The sequence below is a fragment of the Bradyrhizobium sp. CCBAU 45389 genome, from assembly GCF_028128625.1.
Taxonomy (GTDB): Bacteria; Pseudomonadota; Alphaproteobacteria; order Rhizobiales; family Xanthobacteraceae; genus Bradyrhizobium; species Bradyrhizobium liaoningense_B.
Window position 1 is genome coordinate 80,691 of the sequence record NZ_LBIY01000084.1, and the last position, 18,007, is coordinate 98,697.

10 protein-coding genes and 1 riboswitch are annotated in these 18,007 nt (G+C 58.1%); of the genes, 4 read left to right on the plus strand and 6 right to left on the minus strand.

The window, feature by feature from the left end; translation table 11 throughout:
* Positions 1–342 precede the first annotated feature (342 nt).
* On the plus strand, positions 343–1,035 hold the full coding sequence (locus tag XH79_RS14810; RefSeq protein WP_271526916.1) for a YopT-type cysteine protease domain-containing protein: 693 nt from the start codon (positions 343–345) through the stop codon (positions 1,033–1,035).
* A 1,468-nt stretch (positions 1,036–2,503) separates the two neighbouring features.
* Here XH79_RS14810 and groL read toward each other — a convergent pair.
* On the minus strand, positions 2,504–4,144 hold the full coding sequence (gene groL / locus XH79_RS14815) for a chaperonin GroEL (RefSeq protein ID WP_271526433.1): 1,641 nt from the start codon (positions 4,142–4,144) through the stop codon (positions 2,504–2,506).
* A gap of 82 nt (positions 4,145–4,226) precedes the next feature.
* Entirely contained in the window at positions 4,227–4,541 is a 315-nt protein-coding gene (groES, locus tag XH79_RS14820; RefSeq protein ID WP_128948479.1) for a co-chaperone GroES, read from the minus strand.
* A gap of 1,098 nt (positions 4,542–5,639) precedes the next feature.
* Between groES and XH79_RS14825 the strand changes: the two genes are divergently transcribed.
* Complete coding sequence (locus XH79_RS14825; RefSeq protein WP_271526914.1) at positions 5,640–6,287, plus strand: FkbM family methyltransferase; 648 nt, start codon at positions 5,640–5,642, stop codon at positions 6,285–6,287.
* Between the two features lie 316 nt (positions 6,288–6,603).
* Positions 6,604–6,831, plus strand: a complete 228-nt coding sequence (locus XH79_RS14830; protein ID WP_271582126.1) for a hypothetical protein — start codon at positions 6,604–6,606, stop codon at positions 6,829–6,831.
* Between the two features lie 433 nt (positions 6,832–7,264).
* On the opposite strand, the gene XH79_RS14835 is transcribed toward XH79_RS14830, so the two are convergent.
* From XH79_RS14835 to XH79_RS14850, 4 genes are all read right to left on the minus strand, one after another.
* Positions 7,265–8,458, minus strand: a complete 1,194-nt coding sequence (locus XH79_RS14835; RefSeq protein ID WP_271526431.1) for a flavin-dependent monooxygenase — start codon at positions 8,456–8,458, stop codon at positions 7,265–7,267.
* A 1,905-nt stretch (positions 8,459–10,363) separates the two neighbouring features.
* Positions 10,364–11,107: a carbonic anhydrase gene (locus tag XH79_RS14840; protein WP_271526430.1), complete on the minus strand. Its 744-nt coding sequence runs from the start codon at positions 11,105–11,107 to the stop codon at positions 10,364–10,366.
* An 8-nt stretch (positions 11,108–11,115) separates the two neighbouring features.
* A complete protein-coding gene (locus XH79_RS14845; RefSeq protein ID WP_271582127.1) occupies positions 11,116–11,814 on the minus strand; it encodes a thermonuclease family protein in 699 nt (232 codons plus the stop codon).
* Positions 11,815–13,376: 1,562 nt separating this feature from the next.
* Complete coding sequence (locus tag XH79_RS14850) at positions 13,377–14,099, minus strand: nodulate formation efficiency C protein (protein ID WP_271526428.1); 723 nt, start codon at positions 14,097–14,099, stop codon at positions 13,377–13,379.
* Between the two features lie 785 nt (positions 14,100–14,884).
* Positions 14,885–15,087: riboswitch (cobalamin riboswitch) on the plus strand.
* A gap of 100 nt (positions 15,088–15,187) precedes the next feature.
* Between XH79_RS14850 and metE the strand changes: the two genes are divergently transcribed.
* Positions 15,188–17,533: a 5-methyltetrahydropteroyltriglutamate--homocysteine S-methyltransferase gene (gene metE / locus XH79_RS14855; RefSeq protein ID WP_271526427.1), complete on the plus strand. Its 2,346-nt coding sequence runs from the start codon at positions 15,188–15,190 to the stop codon at positions 17,531–17,533.
* Positions 17,534–18,007 lie beyond the last annotated feature (474 nt).

The window sequence follows — 18,007 nt, forward strand, 5'->3', positions numbered from 1 at the left end:
TCACTGTGCAAGAGTAACTAGCTGGTCGACCACTGCCTCAATGAACAGGGACTGTCGCGCAACCAATTTGCCGACGCGGCGGTAGCTTCCGCAAGCTTGTTTGGTGGTCAGCTCTTCGTCAGTTTGCCGCGATATCAGCCGCAGGAAAGCTGCGCGCTCCCTCTGAGGACGCGTACGCCGAAGAAGCAGGTGACCAGCATGTATAATCGAGTCGATGGCGAATACACACGCCCTGGCCAAGCTGATGAATTGAGTAGGCCCGCAGACAGTAGCGAATTTGCGCAAACACTCACCGAAGTCGCACGGCGGGAGAGCCTGCCGTCAGACGAATCGGTCGACCGAATGGGGCTCTGCTTCAGCAAGCCACATACCTCAGATGCAATCGATTCTAGTCCAAGCACCTCGCGCCACAGCACATCCTCTCTGTCCTCCAGCTCGGAGCTATCCTCAGCCGGTAGTCCTGTCCGTGATCTGTTCGATTACAGGACTGCTGAATTGTCCGAAGCCAATGTCAGCGGAATTTGTGTTGGATTGGTAGCGGAGTGGCTCCTTAGTCTCCCAAGCAACCCTTCATCCCGAATGAGGGCTCTGCTCCCGGGGACTGAAAATCACAGCTCAGCGGCAAGGCGGCAGGGGGAGTATGAACGGGTCTTGACTTCATTGAAAGAGGATACGGCGGAAGGGTCTCACAACCTCCAGGCAAAAAGCACGATGTTACGCAACGCCGGCCTAGAACCGTCTGGTGAACAGACGGGACATAGGTTTGGTACATCTTCGCGCATTGACAAGATCGTGAAGGAGGTCACCCAGGATGCGTCCCGCTATTGGGTCCGCTTGAATTTCGTCGGGGGTGGCGGCCACTCGATCGCGACGGCGACGTCGAATGGAACGACGACCCTCTTTGATCCCAACTATGGGGAATTTGCTGTTGCGTCAGATCGGGTCGGAGGGTTGTTCAAGAGTCTGGCGGAGCGCTACGGCAGCCCCCCGAACAACCTTGATATATCGACTGTCGTCACACAAAGGATAGCGTGAGGGCTTCCGACGTTGCAACGGACTTGCCCGATGCCGCGCGGAACCTCATCGGTCGATGCGGGACAGTCGCATCGCCAACCATGATGCACCCGGCGCGGTTCTGACGATGTTCAGTCGGTGTTCTAGACGGAAGCTCTCTGGACGTAGTGCGGAGAGGGGCGAATGTTCAGCGATATAGGTTGGCCGATCACTCAAGTTCGTGAGCCCGCCCTCGCCCCTCAAAGCCTCAATCGCCTGCGCTTGCACTCAGGCACGATCGGCGGCCCGTTTGGCGAACCTGTTTCGTTACCTGCGCGCAATCGCGCGCTCAGGGATAAGGTTGGGACCAGGCATCCACAGTCGGCACGAAGCTCTAGTTCGTCTGCATCGGAATCGTCGCTTCTATAGTGGGTTCGTCAACCAGACAGCTGCTGCTGGGCACATCCGCATGCCCTCGCACCGGCGCACAAACCCAGTCCTCGCTCGCTAGGAGCTCCGCGACAATCCGCGTCTTCTCCTCGTTGCTGCACTTGACTTCTGGCTTCGGTGAAGGCCTCATCCGCGATCTGACTCAGTGATCTTACAGCACCTGTCTCGTTCCAAGCGTCTCAATCGAATTGTGCGCCGAGCTGGGCTACAAAGCCATTTTAGGATTAACTTGCCGATAATCGGAATGACATCCTGAAGCTAAGACTAGGAGCTCTCTCGGCCGCAGCGAGCGCAAGCGAGCTATTAAGCTGACTTGGAAGACCATCGCCTGTGTGGATCTGATCCCAGTCTCACGGAAGCAGCGCGGGCGCGACTCGGCGCTGGTCGGGCTGGATGGACCAGACGTTATCTCTGCCACGCCCGCACTACTGGTTGAAGTTAGCAGAAACGTGACTCGGCGCCGAAATCCCCACGCATACTCGGGGCTAGCGCTGTCCCTACCACGCGCCGCTAACTTCAAGATCATTGTACACCGACAAGCTGTCCAAAAGCTGACGGACCCGACGCGATGCATCAGGCGTAGCGGCCTGTGCGGATCGATGCCCTCCTGCCTTGAACCCTGCTGTCCGCCTAGCGGACGACTGGCTTAAGGGTATAATCGAGCTAAGCACAAGCCCATCCCTTCAATGAAACTGGCATAATGCCATGTGCCAGCGAGAAGGTGGCAGGATGCTTAAAACATAACTAGCCCAGCGCTATTGGATCGCGCGGCTCCGCTGTATCAGCTACGACAGAAAATGATTGTCTCTGTGACTTTCGGGCTAGGCGAGTCCATCAGCATCGACAACGAATCCACCAGCACGTCCGATGGACGATCTTCCACTCTCGCTCAGTGCCCGAAGGAATGGTCACAAGAAAATTGCGTCCGAGTCCAGCCGCGGCGCACATGGATAGGCCGATGGCCCAATCCTTCCGCGGCTGGCAGGCTACAGGCCGCTCGATGCAAAAAAACCCTGACATTATTGCCAGGGTTTCACATGTCATCGAGAACTTGAAGGGATCAGAAGTCCATACCGCCCATACCTGGAGCCGCCGGCATTGCTGGACCAGCCGTCGCCTTCTTCGGCAGCTCGGCAACCATGGCTTCCGTCGTGATCAGCAGCCCGGCTACCGAGGAGGCGTTCTGGACCGCGATGCGCACGACCTTGGTCGGGTCGATGATGCCTTTGGAGAGAAGGTTGCTGTACTCGCCTGTCTGCGCATCAAAGCCAAAAGAGTACTGCTCGTTATCGAGGACCTTGCCGACCACTATCGAGCCGTCTTCGCCGGCGTTGATCGCGATCTGGCGGGCCGGCCAAGACAGCGCCTTGCGAACGATCTCGACCCCGGTCTTCTGGTCGTCGTTATTGGTAGGCAGGCCCTTGAGCTGCTCGGAGGCACGGAGCAGGGCGACGCCGCCGCCCGGGACGATGCCTTCGTCGACCGCCGCGCGGGTGGCATGCATCGCGTCATCAACGCGATCCTTGCGCTCCTTCACCTCGACCTCCGTCGCGCCGCCGACGCGGATCACCGCGACGCCGCCGGCGAGCTTGGCGAGACGCTCCTGGAGCTTCTCACGGTCGTAGTCCGAGGTGGTCTCCTCGATCTGCGCCTTGATCTGGGCCACGCGCGCCTCGATGTCGGCCTTCTTGCCGGCGCCGTTGACAAACGTGGTGTTATCCTTGTCGATCGTAACCTTCTTGGTGCGACCGAGCATGTTGAGCGTGACGTTCTCAAGCTTGATGCCGAGATCTTCCGAGATCGCCTGGCCGCCTGTCAGGATCGCGATGTCCTGCAGCATGGCCTTGCGGCGATCGCCGAAGCCCGGAGCCTTGACGGCCGCGACCTTCAGGCCGCCGCGAAGGCGGTTCACGACCAGGCTCGCGAGCGCTTCACCCTCGACGTCCTCGGCGACGATGACCAGCGGCTTGCCGGTCTGCACCACGGCCTCGAGCAGCGGCAGCAGCTCATTCAGCGAGGAGAGCTTCTTCTCGTTGATGAGGATGTAGGCGTCGTCCATCTCAACGCGCATCTTGTCGGCGTTGGTGACGAAGTAGGGCGAGATGTAGCCGCGGTCGAACTGCATGCCCTCGACGACGTTGAGTTCGGTCTCGAGCGACTTGGCTTCCTCGACCGTGATGACACCATCGTTACCGACCTGCTTCACCGCGTCGGCGAGAAACTTGCCGATCTCGGCATCGCCATTGGCCGAAATTGTGCCGACCTGGGCGATCTCCTCATTCGAGGTGACCTTCTTTGAGTTCTTCTCGAGGTCCGCCACGACGGCTTCGACCGCGAGGTCGATACCGCGCTTGAGGTCCATCGGGTTCATGCCGGCGGCAACCGACTTGGCGCCTTCACGCACGATCGCGGCCGCCAGGACGGTCGCGGTGGTGGTGCCGTCGCCGGCTGCATCCGCGGCCTTCGAAGCCACTTCGCGCACCATCTGGGCGCCCATGTTCTCGAACTTGTCGTCGAGCTCAATCTCCTTGGCGACGGTGACGCCGTCCTTGGTAATCCGAGGCGCGCCGAACGACTTGTCGAGCACGACGTTGCGGCCCTTCGGGCCGAGCGTGACCTGCACGGCATTGGCGAGAATGTCGACGCCTCGCAGCATGCGGTCTCGCGCTTCCACTCCGAACTTGACTTCTTTGGCTGACATACAAATTCCCTCAATTCCTATTGGTTCATCCTTTAGCGCGCCCGATGGGCACTCCTCAGGAGGGGCTGCTGCGAGCCCTGTGTCAGGCGGCTTTCTTCTTCGAGAACACCTCGGTGAGAACGCCCATAATGTCGCTCTCCTTCATGATTAACAGGTCTTGCCCATCGATCTTGACTTCGGTGCCGGACCACTTGCCAAACAGCACTCGGTCACCGACTTCGATGTCGATCGGAATCTGCTTGCCGCTATCATCGCGGCCGCCCGGGCCAACTGCAATGACCTCGCCCTGCGATGGCTTTTCCTTCGCTGTGTCCGGAATGATGATGCCGCCTGCGGTCTTCTCTTCGGCGTCGATGCGCTTAACCACGACGCGGTCGTGAAGCGGTCGGAATTGCATAGAGGTCTCCTGCGCGTTTGAACAAGTTGGCGTTAGACAGAATGTGACCAGCCCCTCGTAGCAAGAGTCAGGCCAGAAATGCGCTGAGCGATCTATCCTTCCAGTTCTGCTGAAGCATTGACCGGACTGCGTGTGTGTTTGTCCGGAAGCAAACGTGCAGAGGTGCACGGCCGCCCTGCTGTCGTGAAATTGACATTGCGTTTCTTCGAGACACCTGCATCGGTCCTTGGGATACTTCAACTTTGCTCGGTTGGCGTTGCACCAACCGAAACGCCGCCGGTCGAGGACGGTGCCGGGATTGCACATGACGACCTGACGCATCATCTGGCAGCTGGGGTCGGCGCAGCGTGCAGTCCACGAGTAATATCGAAGAGCGGCTCGTCAAAGCTGTCGTAGTCGTGCATGCGAAGAAGTTTGCAACGATCTCGAAAAACCGAGAGCTGTTTCTTGTAAGACGCGGCGTGCTCCAAGCCAGGTCACCATCGTAGCGAATGATGCGTGTCCGGCCGCGGCGCGCCGCTCAAAGCCTATTGAGTTGAGCCTGGTTATCCTAGGGCCACAGCATTTTAAGAAATTTGAACATGCCGCGAAAGCAGGATCACGCCTAGCAACGCGTGGGCCGGTGCTTTCACCGACTTCGCTTCCACCGACGATTCCGAGGAAGGGATCGCCGGGAGCTACCGTCAGCCAATCTGAGATGGCGGCCGTCAGTGGGCAGAGCACATTTTCGCACCACTCGTCATCGAGCGGAGTGGCTGTTGCTCTGCACGAGGGGCACTCTGATCGGCACGCGCCAGAAAACATTTCCGATAGGTGACGCTCGGACCAAGGCGCTCTTTCGGCAATTGGAAAAGTAGGACGACGATCTGGCTCTCCGAGGCCGCATTTTTCCGACGATAAGTTCGAGAATTGCATCGCGAGCTGTTCGACAGGCTCTCCGTTTGATGTCGATGGCATCCAAACGGCTGTCGTGGATCAAGGGGTGCTGGCGCATATATGAACTTTATACCTTGATATACGTTGTGCAGCGGCTTCTGACGTGTGATCGGTTTCGAAGTCGAAAATCATCCGATCTCCGCGCACCATGGAAGAGCAGCTGTGTCGTCCGTAGAAGTACATCAGCACATCCTCTCACTTCTTCAGAAGCCGGATCCGGTCATCCTGGATATTGGCTGCAATGATGGGACTGATACGAAAAAGTTTCTCGAGCTGTGCCCGCAACCCAGGCTCTACTGCTTTGAGCCGGACCCCCGAGCGATCGCGCGCTTCAAGAGGAAGCTCGGTCCATCCCTCGACAGGGTGAAGCTGCTTGAAATCGCCATCAGTGATCGAAACGGGACGATCGACTTCCATCCGAGCAATGCAGATGGGGATGCGAAGGATTGGGACTTATCCGGTTCAATACGCCGGCCAAAGAACCATCTTACCGAGTATGATTGGGTTCGGTTTGATCACCCTGTCTCGGTTGAAACACGGCGGCTGGACGACTGGTGCAGAGAAGCCAACGTGGACGCAATTGATTTCATCTGGATGGACGTTCAGGGAGCCGAAGCCGACGTTATCGCCGGCGGAATGCGGACCTTGAGCAACACGCGCTTCATCTACACCGAATATAGTGACCGCGAGCTCTACGAAGGGCAGTTAACCCTGCAAGGCATTCTTAACTTATTGCCATCATTTGAAGTGGCGGCTCACTATCCGCGCACTGTGGAAGGTGATGTGCTGCTCAAAAATACGCGTCTCTAGCAGCTACCCATATCGACGTCTCATTCACGGAAGGCTTGACCAGCGGACTCTATGATGGTCGTAGCTGCACAGCGGTGATCGTCAAGGCAAGCGGCCATCGCTAGCCGGACAGGCAGCGCGACGGGCTGGCATTGGGCCGGCGTGCACGTCGGCCGGTCCATCGGGGGGCAGCGCCATGGCAGTTCTCGGGTCCACGCGGTCCCGAGCAGGCAGGCCGTGGTGCTGCCGCTGCGATCGAACGGCCGATGTAGCAGCGGGGCGGGCGCTCGTGACGCCGCTACGTCGGTTTCGCTCTAGCGACAGTCGCTACGATCTAATGTTGATCACGCCGAACCTGATCGCGCGATTTCATCGGCGTAGCCCGAACCGGTCCAGCTCGCCGATATCGCTCGATCGCAACGGCAAAGGGCTGGCTGTGTTGGCGGCCGACATGGATCTCTTCAGCCGCAAGATAAGCGGTTGGGCGATGCGCGACCTCATGGGCCGCAGCTTCTCTTGCGCGCCGTCGATGCTGATCCGCCAGCAGCCGCCAAGGCCGAATTGATCCATTAATTCCGATCGGCGGTGTACAGTACGCTTCATATCAATGTCGCACGGCCGTTGCCAGCGCGTTGGCGTGCCGCATCGATGAGCGCAAGGGTGAGTGCTAGGAAGTGCGCAATGCAGAGCGTCTTCCGCACCGTGCGGCCCAAGCGGCAAGTGTGAGTTGAACCGCGAGCCGTTGCGCAGAATTTCAGGTGGTCCCGCTCGGCACGTCAATGATCGGGGCAGGGCTGTAGAGGCTAATAATGGCGCGCTATGTTCGGACAACGAACCTGCGCTCCAGGATATGAAGTGGGATTTTTGAAGAGGGACAGCCCAAAGCTGTCTTTGTCCACATTGAAACAAGGCGCCAAGTCCTCAGCGGCAGACCACATCACGACTCCGGTCCGGTAATTCGTTCGCGTGGCGTGTGGCTTGCCCGTGCGTGCCCCACTTCATGGAAAGCCCGGCTGTATTGCAGTGCCGAGCAGAGCGCGGCCAGCGCTCTGAAGCGTTCCCTCGTTTAAAGCTGCGTGCTGGGCAACCACGAAGCTGTCGCACATGGCGCGTGCGAGATTGCCGGTGGTATAGAGCGCCTGAGTTCCAGCAAGGCCGCTCGCAATCCTGCAGACCTCAGCGCCCCGCTGCGCGGCGTTCGTAGCGGCGAGCCGCATCAGCATCGTGGTGCTCAGATTTACCTCACCCGTGAGCGCTTGCTTCCACAGCTCCTCCGTGGTCTCGTAAAAGAAGGAACGAGCGGAACGTAGCATGGCTTCGGCTTTGGCGATCTCAAGCTGGACATAGCCGCGCTCAGCCATCACAGGCGCTCCAGTGATCGAGGCGCGGCTTCCGGCCATGGCGAGCACCTCGTCGATTGCGGAACGTGCAATCCCGATGCCCACAATCGCATGCGCCTGCGCGGCGAAAGCGACGGATGGGTAACTATAGATCGGCCCATCAAGTGTCGCCGGACCACCGCGGATCAAAGTCCATTCCTCTGGCACAATGACGTCGCTGACAACAACGTCGTGGCTTCCGGTGCCTTGTAGTCCGATGACGTCCCAATTGGGCCGGATTGTTACCTTCTCGGCCGGGATCACCGCTACGCGCGGGAGGTCTCCGGTCGGCTCGCCTTCCACTGTGATACCAACTCCTATCAAATCTGCCCCCGGCGAGCCGCTAGCGAATGGCCACACGCCGTTCACGACAAATCCATCGGTGCATCGCTTGGCGGGCTGGAGCGGGAAAAGCGCGCCCGCCAACACGACGTCCGGCCCATTGGCGTACACTTTTCGAAGCGTGTCGTCCGGAAGAGCAGCGAGGTAGCGAGCCCCATCCCCGAAGCTGGCAACCCAACCGGCGGATCCGTCGGCCTCGGAGATGCGCTCGATCAGGCGACAAAAATCGGCTGGCGTTCGCTCCTCGCCGCCGAATCGCTTGGCGACCATAGCCCGATAGACGCCGACACGCCTGAAGCCGTCTATGATCTCTTTTGGGATTTTCTGCACTCGGCCAAACTCGTTGCGACGCGCACGGATCTCGACGAGTAGGGGGGACAGATGAGCCCAGGTCGCAGCCGCAGCGTGGGTTTCGGGAGTTATCTTTTCTGGTGGTGCATTCATAAAACGTCCTCCGTGTTTTCCGATCATTCGCGCGTCATTCATACGCGCGCATGGCGACGCCGCGTGATTTAATAGCGAGGAGGGCATCCCCAAAGCTGTATGGAATGCATGAGATTGCGCACGGTAACTTCCCGGCTTAAGGGCGCGGAAGCCTGACCGAGATACAGCTGTTGCCGTTGGTATTGAGGCTGGCTGGCAAAGCAGCCGATAGGCGGCGACATCGATCCGTCTTTGCCGCACTGGGTCTCCGGCGTTTGATCGGGCGCATGCGGCGTCATGTCTTCTCCACGGACGTGTGTCACACTTATGACAAGCCGGGTCAAACGAGGTTTGGAATTTCCGAGTTGTGCTTGGGAGGGCGCCAAGCCTGCGTCTTCTTTTCCATCTTCCCAGCAATCGACGTGCCATTAAGCATGTCTGCCGTCCCTGTCTGAATTGCGCGGGCCCCCACCGGCGTGCCGTGCCAGCGCATACTCGTGTCTTCATGTCCACTTTCAGGCGCGAATGTCATGAACTCAACGACCCGCAAGCAAAACGACAGAGGCGGACCTCGAGCGCCGACCGGATTCAATGTTTTTGCTAAAATGGGGGCCCGCTCCGATCTCCCGACGCGACAAAGTCCAATTTGCTTTTCGTGCGACTGCGGGAGAGCGCCTGGTTAGAAGAGGACCTCCAGACGGCAGGTATTCAACCGCACGGAGCTCAGGAGGCTGTAATTTCGCGATCAAGCCAGGTTCAAGGTGACTGCAAGAATGCCCCTCACATGCAAGCGAAGAGGAAGCGCTTCGGACAGGTTTAGGGAGTATTCGAGAGTCGCCAGCAACACACGAGCTATCTACGTTCTGTCGTACCGGACGCAAGAGATCGACGCAGATTCCTTTTCCTGGCCGACTCTTTTGCGGCCGCTGGCGCCTCTTTCTTCGGCGGTTTTCCAATGCTTCCGATCTTTGCCGAGCTTGCCAAAGTCGCGCAGCCACTATCCCCGCACGACGAGCATTGCGACAGACCAGGCACCCTACGTTCTGAAGCTAGCGCTCTGTTTCGCACTGAGCGACTTTCTGGCTGAAGAGCCTGCTTCCGGAAGCGCTCGGTTGCCAGATCATTTCCTGCTCCAGACGCGGTGTGCGACGCTTAAATCATTGTTGCTGGCCCACCGAATTCACCTAGGCGGATAGATCTAGCTCATTTGCCGAGTCCCGCAGGCACTAAGAACCTGAGAGTCGAACTCGTCATGGAGGACGGATAGTAGATTGTCCAAGTGGTCGGTCGTGCGATTGTGTGGAATGTCAAGCAGAGCGTATGCGAAATCGTAGCGAGAACAGTCATGCCTTCAACGGCACCGTCAATGTGGGCCGCATCCTTGGCGGCGAACGAGACGACCTAACAAATGATTGATGAGCGGCTGAGAGTGTGAGGTCGCGGTCTCCTAAATCGATCAAGAAGGGCTGTCCGGTACTGAGGCGGATAGCATGTTTCTTTACAGCCCCAGGGCTGCCAGTCGTGCTGGTGGTTCTATCTGATGTTCAGCCCTGGCTGAGCTTGGTAAAGCAGGACCATGGATGGTTTGCCCGATCTGGGCTGAGAAGCTCTCGTAATCGTCGCGTGCTCGGGAGTTCAGAGGGCAATGTTTTTCATTGCGATCTGCTGACGGAACCACCTCTATTGGGTCGGCAACTCAATCTCGAGGCATGAATGCCGTCGGACGCGCAATGTGCGTTTCTGGATGCTGGCCGCGCGTTGCCAACATGAGTGCGTAGAACAAGAGCAGAATTACGAGGCCACGCATACCGAAGGGCTTCCCGAAGCCATGAATATTGTTGAGCGGATGGTATCCGGCGCATGTGTTGCAGACGATGGACCAACACAGCAGCGGAGAAGAGAAGTTCTGCATCAGACGGCAGATGATTTGCCGCGGGTGTGAAGGTGCAAGCGTCAGCTCACAATATCGACCTTGCCGGTGTCGATCCGATACAGGCCCCCGACGACCTTCAGTCGGTTCTGCTCGAGTGCGGCGTTCAGAATAGGGCCCGTCGATTTAAGTTTGTTGACATTATCGATCACATTTTGTCGGGTTGCGTGAGCAAATGTGTCGCCGGCTTGCTGTAGAGATGCCTTCACTGCAGGAGCAAGTGCGGTGACCAGGGATGAAATGTGCCCCGGCGGCGGCTTATCTTGATGGAGAGACTTGATCGTGGCGTCGATCGCACCGCAATGATCGTGGCCGAGTACAAGAATCAGCGGCGTGTTCAGTACTGCGACCGCATATTCCATACTGGCGAGCGTATCATCATTAGCGAAGTTTCCGGCGACGCGGCAGACAAATAGATCACCTAGTCCGCTGTCGAAGACAAGTTCGGGCGCCACGCGAGAGTCGGCGCAGCTCAGAACCGCCGCATATGGATTTTGGCCCTCAACTAAGACCGGACGCTCGCGCCTGAAATCGTCGACTCGTGATGCGCCCTGGACAAAGCGATCGTTCCCCCTCAGCAGCCGCTTCAGGGCAGCATCTGGCGCCAGCAGGTTGTCTGGCTTGGGCGGGCCTTTTGCTTCCTTCGCATCGACAATGCCATTGCCGAACCGCAGGGAAACTGCCAAAGCCGCGAACACCAACAGCGACCGGCGCGAACGCGCTATCTTGGTTAAATGGTACATGTTTGGAGTATTGGCTGCATGCATGTGTCGCCTCATCGCACGGCCTTACGCCACCCGGTGGCTTCGGCTTCCGCTTCGCTACAGAGCCAGCGTTCGCCGCGCCTCTTCGTCATGTCGATTTGGTCGTAACTAGGTTGCCCTGGCAGGTGATAAATGCGCTCGCCGCTGCGCTCGTGAATGCCTTTTATCAGGCACTCGGGGGACGGCGGTTCCGATAGCAGATCGGATCCGAGAAGGACTTCCTGAGCGTCGATCGGAACCAACGTCGCGCCGACGATAATCGTGCCCCTATTGCGGCGAGGCCAGTCCCAGGGCGCGATGAACGCCCCCGACCACAGCCCCGCATGGGCTGTGCTCGCCACCAACTCATAGACAGAGTAGGTATGGCGAGATGCACCAGCCGATAGTGCCCAGCCGGAGCGTACCATCCAGGCGTTCACATTCTCACCTTCGATGAAACAGCTGCCGAGGGCTCGCCTGTACTCGTCGGCTCTTTGGGTGTGACAATCCCAGGTTCGCCCATTCGAATGCTTGATGAGCTCGTCGCGAGCAGCTACGCCGCAGGCCCATCTCCGGCCCTGGGCGTCGAGGCAAATCTGGTCCGTCTCAGGAGCTCCGATACCTGAGAGCCGAACGTTGGTGTGCTCGATCTCGATAGTATTGCCGTCGAGGATGCGCGGAACACCGCTGAGTGTCGCGGCGCAGACCGGAGATGTGATGAGAGCGAGCAATGCGCATATGATTCCGCGGTGCGTCATCCCGAGAATAACCTTTCGCTCCTGATCCATGTTCACGCACGATACGGTGCCGATACATTCGACTGCCGACCGAATGATATCCGCTATCCCGCTGGCTTTTTCGACGTGCTTTATGAGAGCTTCGCGAAGCTACGACCTGACGCTGCGTAAGGATCAAGAGATTTCTTCCGCATTGCGTGCGGCGTTATTCTTCGAGCATCGACGGCTCTCTCACTGGGAGCGCACTGTACGCTCTCGACCTGAGAAGAAGATGGGCGTCGGACCCTGACGAACTCGCGCTGATGGACAAACCCGAGCCTCGGAATGTTGTCTTTGCAAAAAGTTGCCAGCTATGAAGCGTTGGCGCTCGCGGTCCAGTCAGGCGTGGAGGAGCAACCTTGCTGTAGTTGGTGACGACTTCGATCGGCAAACTGGACGCTGCCGACCCTCCCGACTAGGACAATGAAGTTCGCCCTAAGTCTTAACAGAAAAAAGATGTTCAAGAAGGTTCTGGTCTGAATCGCTCTGACGGATTTTAGAAAAAGGACGCAATGGAGTGCGAGCCTCAACGCTCGCCGCACAAATGAACCGTTCTTGTTTGAGCAAACCGCACAAATCCGGTCCCTTCTTACGCCCGACCAGATGATCGCTGATGGCAATCGCATTGGGGCTTTTGGCTCCTCCGCGCTGCGCCGTATTCCGTTAAGCGCTAGCTCCCAAACGTTTGTACAAGGACTGAATCATTTATGACTGAGGCCGCGCGACGGGCGGCCGCTCTTTGGTAGGGACGTTCCCCGCGATCTCAACGTGCATACCCAGGAGCGCTGGCATTAGCGTGCGTTTGCTCCACAAATTGTAAAGGCTGCGATATTGAGGCCCGGCTTTGCCGTAGACGCGCCGGAGAAGGGGAGGCGGCCCACGTGTTCGGACAATCGCGAGTACCATCCTGGTGCAATTCAGTGCGAGGCTTGAGTCTACAATACGCGTTGCGCATCACCGCACTCGGGGCGGATAGCTTCGGTGCGGCTGCCGACTCAGGCTGCGCATCATACTTAAGCACCTCGCTGCACTATTGGAATGACATGGTCGCGGCCGTTCGGGAAGTACCGGTCTTTTGTTGCGCGCTTGAACTGGATGGCCGACTCAGAGCCGAATTCGCAATCAGAGACGGTGCCAGGACGGATGGAGCAGAGCTGAAGACGCGCTTTCCCATGCTTCGAATCCGGATCTATGCGTGCAGACGAATGAGTGCGAGGAAAGCTAGCGGCCGAGCCAGTCTGGTCCTCCACGTTCTCGCGTACCGCCCCGGAGCTTCCCGCCCTGCGCACTCGGAAATGGGCAGGCGCTCAGCGGGTATGCCAGGGTCGCTATCGCTGCCCCGTTCGCGGTAACTTCCTCGTCGCTTTCGTCTCAGCACTGGGCCCTTGGTGCCGCCTCGAGCCGATATGCTTACGGTTGCGGAGCCCTAAACAACAGAGCGGGTATGTCTGCAGTAGGCTCCGACGCGCCCGGCCATGGACGGGCTGCGGCGCGATATTGCGCTGCAAGATGGTTTACTAAGGCCTCTGCTCTCCTAAGTCTTCCTCTTCCTTTGGCTCGGTAGGTTGGAACCAGGAGCCAGGAGGGAATTTCGCGATGCGCTTGGCAAAGGAGGATTGTGGCTCCCAATCAGGTCCTTCGCTCTTCTCGAAGGAGATGACCCCATTGTGTGTAAAATAACGTGGTCCTTGGATACTACAGTTCACCACGAGCAGAATGCGCCACATATCACCTTTCTCGGTCGGCTTGTCATTCCGCTTCGGTAGGTAGTCCACTCCAACAGGATCGATGATAGTGCAGCGGCCGTGCCGCAGAAGATCGCCGAGCTGGCCTTGCGGCGTACTCACAAAGTTGAAGTTGGTCGGATCATGCAGAAAGTTAAGATTTGCGCCCCGTTCGCCATCTGCGACTTCAGTGGCGATCAACGAGAGCGCCAGGGCGCGCCAGCCCAACTCCATCGGCTTCGCATACGTTGAGGCGAGTTCAATCGTACCGTCGGGCGCGACTTTCCAGGCGATAACGTACTGTTCGTCCGATTTGTTGTCCCGGTGCCTGGTCCACGAAACGAAAACAAAGTCGTTTTGGCCAAGTTCAACAACGCCCCACATTTGAGGGACGAACTGGGCCACCATCGAAACATTGGAGATGATTTGTTCGATCGTCTCACCATTTTGCGCTCGCCAAGTTGACTTGAGTCGTTCGACAATGGGGCTGTCGCTGGCGCGAATATTGGTGCTCATGGCAGCCGGCCAGGCGAGGCAGATTAGAAATCCGCCCAGGCAAAGCCATGGCGCTGCTCTTCCAGACATTCTCTTCATAACCCTCAGCCTATCGCGTTTCATCCAGACATCTTTCAAAGCGGGCAACCTTGAACCTGCTATGAGCGAGCGCAAGAAATGTCCCGAGATGCTAGGGGGCACCGCTCTCCCGCGCCAGCAGGCGCTCCCCTCTATGTCACGCGCCGCTGACTTCCCTCGCCAGCGACAGCGTCAATTGGCTGAGCTGGACATGCCCAGCAGGAGGAGATTGGGCATGCCGAGCGATTGCATTCTTCGTGCCAGGCAATAGACAGAAATTTCCACGATTTCTGTGTCCCTCTTGTCGACTTTCCGACCTGCGCCCGTTTCGATGTCTTCATTCAGTGTATCCGCCGCAGCTGTTGTATCCTTGTGCCTTGGCCTATTCGATGTAGATCCTTTAGTCCGAAAACAGCTGGCCAACGGAGGTGCTGGGCGAGCCTCTGGAAATCGGAAGCCGCATCGCCAGTATTCTGCGCGAAACAGCGGTACTCCCCGCCGGCAAGCTGCTTCTGTCCCTTTCATCGGTCTGGCGCGCCGCATCGCCTCGACGCACCTCCGATGCTCATTGAGACATCTGACAAAGACATGTCTGATTACTGCATCTCTGATTGGAGAATGTCTCTAGATGGTGGTGAATCATACACATGCACGCTCATTCGCCTAGCAAATGTCGCAGATTGGCTTGGCACACAATCTGAGAGGTTGACGGAAGAGTTCTCCTGCCGATAATCCACGGCCGTCGAGGTTCTCCGGTGCCCATTTAATCCGGAGCTAAGAGGGAAGCCGGTGCGAATGCCGGCGCTGCCCCCGCAACTGTAAGCGGCGAGCCGCTGTCCAACGATGTCACTGAAGCCTCCAAGGCTTCGGGAAGGCCGGACAGCAGCGATGACCAGCAAGCCAGGAGACCTGCCCCGACAAAATATTGGTCCACGGGCGGGGTGTCTCGGTGGTGCGCCAAGCAGCCGTCGCACGCGCGACTCCCCTGCCTGCGTCCGCCATGGCCTCTGTCCCCAACAGGGGTTGATGCTATGTCTCTTCGCTCTCTTCCAATCGCTACGCTCGGAACGCCACGCATCGGTCCAAGGCGTGAGCTCAAACTCGCTCTCGAAAGCTACTGGGCCGGAAAGATCAGCGAACAGCAGTTGCACGAGGACGCATCCGGCCTGCGCGCAGCGAACTGGGCTCGTCAGAAATCTCTCGGCGTCACTATCATTCCGTCGAACGACTTCTCGCTGTATGATCAGGTGCTCGATACAAGTGTCATGGTTGGGGCCATCCCGGAGATCTACGCCTCGAAAGGAGAATCCGTTTCGCTCAAGACGTACTTCGCCATGGCCCGCGGATCACAATGCGACGACCAGGATGCGAGTTGCGGTCAGAGCCCACGGGGATCTGGCGCACCCGCGCAGGGAATGACCAAGTGGTTCGACACCAACTACCACTACATGACTCCCGAGTTCTACAGGGGACAAGCGTTCAGACTGTGCTCTCGCAAACCCATTGAAGAGTACGAGGAAGCAAAGGCTCTTGGCTTTCAGACCCGCCCGGTCCTGATCGGGCCGGTCACATTCTTGAAGCTCGGCAAGAGTGCCGATAGCGCGTTCCAGCCCCTCTCCCTTTTGGATGATCTGATACCGGTCTATATCGACGTTCTGCATGAATTGGCCGAACGAGGGGCTAGTTGGGTTCAGCTTGACGAGCCCTGCCTGGCCCTTGATCTCGATGAGGCGGCGCGAAAATCTTTGCTACATGCCTATAACCGGTTCGCAAAGGAGGGACCGGCCATCAAGATCATGGTTGCCAGCTATTTCGGCGCGCTAGGCGACAATCTAAATACTGCCTTGAACCTGCGAGTTTCCGGTCTGCACCTCGATCTTGTTCGAGCGCCAGAGCTATTGGATCAAATCATTGCTGAGGGCCGAAGAGATCTCATCATGTCGCTCGGTGTGATCGACGGCCGGAACATATGGCGCTCGAACTTGTCGTCGCTCCGTCAGCGGCTGGATCCAGCGATTGCGAAGCTCGGCAGGCACCGTGTGCAGCTCGCTCCATCCTGCTCGCTGCTTCACGTGCCGGTCGATGTTGAACTCGAGACCGGGCTTACGTCCGAGGTCAAGAGCTGGCTTGCTTTCTCGGTTCAGAAGATGCGTGAGCTTGCGATCCTGGGGCGGGTACTCGCAGGCGACCAGAATGTTGGGCTAGCTCTTGCCGATTCGGAACGCGCTGTGACTGCCCGCCGGACTTCGCCGAAGATCCATGATGCCAATGTCGCTGTCCGGATGAGGACGATCGACCAGACGATGCGCCGGCGCGCCAGCCCATTTGCCCGCCGTTCCGAGATCCAAAGGAAACGCTTTGGACTACCAGATTTTCCTACCACGACGATCGGATCGTTTCCACAGACCACAGAGGTCCGAAATGCTCGTGCGGCGCATGCGCGAGGTGCGATGAGCGACGAACAATACGACAGGTTCCTCAAGGAGGAGATAGCCCGCGCCGTACGTTGGCAGGAAGACATCGGTCTTGACGTCCTCGTGCACGGCGAATTCGAGCGTAATGACATGGTGCAGTACTTTAGCGAGCAACTCGCCGGCTTCGCATTTACCAGGAATGGATGGGTACAGTCCTATGGTTCGCGCTGCGTCAGGCCCCCGATCCTGTTTGGGGACGTAGTACGGTCGAAGCCGATCACCGTGGAATGGTGGCGCTACGCGCAATCACTAACCAGTAAGCCGATGAAAGCGATGTTGACCGGACCGGTGACGATCCTGAACTGGTCGTTTGTTCGCGATGATATTCCTAGAAGCGAGGTCTGCCGTCAGCTTGCGCTCGCGATCCGCGACGAAGTCCGGGATCTCGAGAATGCCGGTGCGGCCATGATCCAGATCGACGAAGCTGCACTCCGCGAAGGATTGCCATTGCGCCGATCGGACTGGAAGGCATATCTCGATTGGGCCGGAGATTGCTTCCGCATCTGCTCATCGGGAGTTGCCAATCAAACGCAAATCCATACACATATGTGCTACTCTGAGTTTAACGATATCATCGCTGCGATCGCTGCAATGGATGCGGATGTCATTTCGATCGAGTCGTCCCGCTCGAAAATGGAGCTACTGGATGCATTCAAGAAGTACGAATATCCAAATCAAATCGGACCTGGCGTGTACGACATCCACTCTCCACGCGTTCCCGAGGCGGGCGAAATGAAGCAGCTGATGGTGCTAGCTCGGACGCGTTTGCGGGATTCGCAGCTTTGGGTCAATCCGGACTGCGGCCTAAAAACGCGTAAATGGGAGGAGGTTCGGCCTGCGCTAACCAACATGGTCGCTGCCGCTCGCGAACTGCGCGCTGCAGCCTATCCGCAAAACCATTGATCCCGAGCCCGGGTCTGTTCTCGCCAAAGCTAATTCGCTTGTGGCCATTTGCGCTTTCCACAATGTCGAGGCAAGCCCTGGCGCCAACAAGAATGTCCGGTCCATTTCGTGGACCGGGGAAGGTGCAGGGTCGGAGGAACGACGGTGACGCGTCGCGCTACTTTCGTCGGCCGAGGGAGAATAGCTGATGGTTCGATCAAGGCGACAACATTCGCCAAAGGATCTGCGCCTATTATAAAGCACGAGTTTATCGCAGCTAAATTATGCGGTGGTATGCGACCGTACAGCCTGAGAGTTAAAAATCTACACCGACGTTTGTCGCTCCTGAGCACGATGGCAACGGTTGCGACAGCAACGAGAAAAGTCATGCTTGACTGAAAGCAAGGCACCCACCACGCTTCGGTCTGCTCGGAGATGATTCCCGTCAGGCTCGCTCATTCGATCGACGCTGCATAGTTTCCGAAGAGCGCACGG

Excerpts from the sequence above, each read along its gene's own strand:
- XH79_RS14810 (WP_271526916.1), top strand. The coding sequence starts at position 343 with ATGGGGCTCTGCTTCAGCAAGCCACATACCTCAGATGCAATCGATTCT.
- XH79_RS14850 (WP_271526428.1), bottom strand. The coding sequence starts at position 14,099 with ATGAGCACCAATATTCGCGCCAGCGACAGCCCCATTGTCGAACGACTC.
- XH79_RS14840 (WP_271526430.1), bottom strand. The coding sequence starts at position 11,107 with ATGCATGCAGCCAATACTCCAAACATGTACCATTTAACCAAGATAGCG.
- XH79_RS14835 (WP_271526431.1), bottom strand. The coding sequence starts at position 8,458 with ATGATCGGAAAACACGGAGGACGTTTTATGAATGCACCACCAGAAAAG.
- XH79_RS14830 (WP_271582126.1), top strand. The coding sequence starts at position 6,604 with ATGTTGATCACGCCGAACCTGATCGCGCGATTTCATCGGCGTAGCCCG.
- metE (WP_271526427.1), top strand. The coding sequence starts at position 15,188 with ATGTCTCTTCGCTCTCTTCCAATCGCTACGCTCGGAACGCCACGCATC.
- groL (WP_271526433.1), bottom strand. The coding sequence starts at position 4,144 with ATGTCAGCCAAAGAAGTCAAGTTCGGAGTGGAAGCGCGAGACCGCATG.
- groES (WP_128948479.1), bottom strand. The coding sequence starts at position 4,541 with ATGCAATTCCGACCGCTTCACGACCGCGTCGTGGTTAAGCGCATCGAC.